Origin of the sequence: Desulfosarcina sp. (assembly GCF_041551955.1) — a bacterium.
Classification (GTDB): Bacteria; Desulfobacterota; Desulfobacteria; order Desulfobacterales; family Desulfosarcinaceae; genus Desulfosarcina.
In genome coordinates this window covers 1-3,677 of record NZ_JBFELV010000483.1, presented here as the reverse complement: position 1 = coordinate 3,677, position 3,677 = coordinate 1, and the positions used below count along the sequence as shown (strand labels likewise).

3 protein-coding genes are annotated in these 3,677 nt (G+C 59.5%); 2 read left to right on the top strand and 1 reads right to left on the bottom strand.

Translation table 11 applies throughout. From position 1 onward, the window contains the following. Window positions 1-1,770: hypothetical protein (locus tag ABYV26_RS22875; protein ID WP_372683668.1), on the bottom strand; the 1,770-nt coding region annotated here is incomplete at its 3' end. Window positions 1,771-2,124: 354 nt separating this feature from the next. Here ABYV26_RS22875 and ABYV26_RS22870 point away from each other — a divergent pair. Then, window positions 2,125-3,255, top strand: coding sequence for an efflux RND transporter periplasmic adaptor subunit (locus tag ABYV26_RS22870; RefSeq protein ID WP_372683667.1), 1,131 nt, complete (start codon window positions 2,125-2,127; stop codon window positions 3,253-3,255). 137 nt (window positions 3,256-3,392) lie between these two features. Next, on the top strand, window positions 3,393-3,677 hold a 285-nt coding region (locus ABYV26_RS22865; RefSeq protein ID WP_372683666.1), incomplete at its 3' end, for an efflux RND transporter permease subunit.

The window sequence follows — 3,677 nt, the reverse complement described above, 5'->3', positions numbered from 1 at the left end:
GGTCATGGACTCGGCCGGTTTCATGATCACCGTACCGCCCGGTGAAACGGCATAGAAAACCGTCTGTCCGGAATAGGCCCGGAGTGAATTGAGATCCGCCTCGGAGAGGATCGCGTTGGGAATGCCCAGGTTGCGCGACAGCAATTGAACGTGGGAAACCAGGTTGCCTTCACTGACGGTGGCGATGCCGGCCACCGGCTTGAGATCCGGCGGCGCGTGGGGCATGACATAGATACTATTTTCAGAGAACATCGTATGGACATCGACCCGATCGAGCACCCTGAGCGTCCCCAGGGCATAACCCGGGTTCAGTCCCCGCATCCGGCCTGTGTCAGACAGGTCCATCATATAAGAAGCGGAGGTGCCGAAGGCGGCAATCACCCCCTGTAGCTGCGACACGGCCTCCCCGAGAGGCAGCAGCAGGGACGCCCGTATACGATCGTCGACAAAACCTCTGGCCTGCGGCTCGAAGGTTTCATAGCGCTCCACGGTGGCTCGGTAATGGGCGCGCGTCATGGCTGCTCCCCACTCGACGATCCGGCGCGACATGTCGGCGATGGCGGCCAGGGCGTTCAAATCCACGCCGGATTCTGTCTCGATGCCGGCGAACAGCGGTGCCACCTGCCGCCATTCCCACATTTCCAGATAGCCGGCGCCCGCACAGCCCCGGGCGACAATGGCGATTTTTCGGAGCAGTTCTCCGACCGTTGCCGGACGCCAGGGCGTCGTTTCCAGAAACAGGACCTCTTCCACGGCCAGGGACAGATCCATCAGGGCCAGCCGATGGGTGGGTGTGGGCATTTGGCGGATGTCACGGCGGATGTGGGTCAGGAGGTCGGCCAGATGGGTCCAGCGGTCCGCCAGGCGGTTGACGTCGCTTTCGCCGACCGAAAGGTTCTGCTGTTCAAGGATGTCGGAGAGCCGTTTCCGGCTGGGAATATTTTTGGGCAGCCGCCGGGCCAATGCCCGAAGCCGTTCGCTGCCATCGGAACCGTAGGCCTCCTCAAGCGCCCGGGTCAGCGCTTGGATATCGCTGCGCAACTGAGGGTCGAGCGTCTTGCGGTCGGCCAAAAAAGCCTTCAATCGAGCTGCATCGTCCGGTTCGGGCTGGCCGTGGAGCTTGATCCGCAGGGGCATGAAATCCGGGAACGCCTCCGCGATGGTCTGGGACTGGGATCGGATTAACTGCCAGCGGTTGTCGTCGACAAAATGGGGGATGTCGCGCACGGCCTGCCGCAGCAGAAAGAACTGGGTCTCCACCAGTCGGTTGTCAGCGAGGACGTTCTGGAGGAAATCCACCCCCCATGCGGACTCGTCTTCGAACTGGATGGCGCCCCGGTAATAGCGTGCTTTGCGCAGTATCCAGCCGTCATCCACCCGCTGAAGATACCGTTCCATCTGGTATTGTTTGAGCCGGCTGAAGTAGCGATCGGCATCCAGAAAATCGTTCACCGGTGTGCCGGCGAGTATTTGTCCCCAATAAAGCCCCTCTTCCTCGGCCAGGCGCTGGACCGTTGTCTTGGGCACCGCGTGCTGGATACCGCCCGGGCTGCTGCAGCGGGAGCTGGCCGGCAGAACGGTGCCATCCGGGCAGAACCAGCGAATGGCAGCCCAGGGCCCCCGGGGGTCATCTTTGAACTGATGGACCATGGACGCCAGGCGACCCCGATCCTGACCGTAAACAGGGGGGCATGCCCACTCGATGAACAATCCGACGAAGCCGAGAAAGCCTAAAAAACATCCCATCCGAAAATATGCTTTTGGATTCATTTTTTCCTCTACCCGTAAACGGATTGGCTTAAGGGGCTGCGGTCCAGTCTGCCGATGCAAACTGTCGGCCCCGGCAGCAGACGCATCGATGATGCGGCCATGGGCACAGGCCTGTTATAGTACAATTACGCGGGTTAGGAAAATGGAATCCTGCGACTTGTTTTGGCGGTGGCTTTCGCCGGGCGAACGGTAGGGCGTCGGAATTTTAATGTTCTGACCCTGTCGCCATGCATTGACTTTGGCAACTGTCGTAATAATATTTTAGTGTTAGTTCGTTGGTTCATAAACGTCTTTACTCCTCGCCAGTCAACGCATATGTCAAGGTTGAGGGAGAAGACAACAGGTTGGAATCTAATGAAAAAAACAATTATTTTTTCCATTATTGGATTGATCGTTCTGATCGGTGTGCTCGGGGGCGTCAAAGGGCTGCAGATCAACCGCATGATCGCCCAGGGCAAACAATACGTGCCGCCACCCGAGACCGTGACCACGGCAACGACCCAGTCGGCCACCTGGCCGTCCGTGCTGACGGCGGTGGGCTCCCTCGAGGCGGTTCAGGGAGTTATGGTCACCGCCGAATTGACCGGCAAGGTAGTAAGGATCGCCTTCGAACCGGGCAGCGCGGTGAAGGCAGGGGACTTGCTGGTTCAACAGGACACGACATCGGAGGCCGCTCAGCTTCGCTCGGCTGAGGCCTCCATGGAACTGGCCCGACTCAACCTGGAGCGGGCCAAGGAACTGCTGCCCCAGAAAGTGATCACCCCCTCCAGCTACGACAGCGTCGAGGCCGAATTCAAGCAGGCGGCGGCACAGGTGGACGCCATTCGCGCCACCATCGCCAAAAAGACGATCCGGGCCCCTTTTGCCGGCCGACTCGGGCTGCGCCTGATCAACCTGGGCCAGACGCTCAACGATGGCGACACCATCGTTTCCCTTCAGGCCATGGACCCGATTTTCGTCAATTTCCAGCTGCCCCAGCAGGAGCTGGCCAAAATCCGCCAGGGGCTGCCGGTAAGGCTGACCAGTGACGCCCTGCCCGGCGAGACGGTCGAGGGTGCCATCACCGCCGTGAACCCGCAGGTGGACAGCGCTACCCGCAACATCCGTATACAGGCTACGGTGGCCAACACCCGGGAGCACCTGCGCCCCGGTATGTTCGTCAACGTAACCCTGGCACTGCCGGACGTCCAATCGGTGCTGACGATTCCTTCCACCGCCGTGCTGTATGCCCCATACAGTGATTCGGTGTTTATCGTGGAGAACAAACCCGATGACACCGGAGACACCTTGAAAAGCGTCGTCCGCCAGCAATTTGTTCGTCTGGGAGAAAAGCGGGGGGATTTTATCGCCGTGCTGTCAGGGCTGAAAGAAGGCGAGACCGTGGTGAGTACCGGGGCGTTCAAACTGCGCAACGGCCAGGCGGTGGTGGAGGACAACACGCTGTCTCCCGAGTTCAAGCTGGCCCCCAACCCTCAAGAAGGTTAACCGATTGGTTGGTTCGATTGGTTAGTTGGTTTGATTGGTTATTGAACGATTCAGCTGGCTGAGGCCGAATTCAACGATTCCAATCCAATCAACGAACCAATAAAACCAATTTAACCAATAAAACTCAAAACCGTTATATGAAGCTTACCGATCCGTTCATCCGACGGCCTGTTCTGGCCCTGGTGGTTAACTTGGTGATCATCATCGCCGGTCTCCAGGCCATCCGCTCCCTCAACGTTCGCCAGTATCCCCGCAGCGACAACGCCGTGGTCACGGTGACCACGGTCTATGTCGGGGCCAGCGCCGACCTGGTGCGCGGGTTTGTCACCATCCCGCTGGAGCGGGCCATCGCGGCAGCCGACGGCATCGATTACATCCAGTCCCAGAGCGCATTAGGGCTCTCCTCGATCAGTGCACGCCTG

Excerpts from the sequence above, each read along its gene's own strand:
- ABYV26_RS22870 (WP_372683667.1), top strand. The coding sequence starts at position 2,125 with ATGAAAAAAACAATTATTTTTTCCATTATTGGATTGATCGTTCTGATC.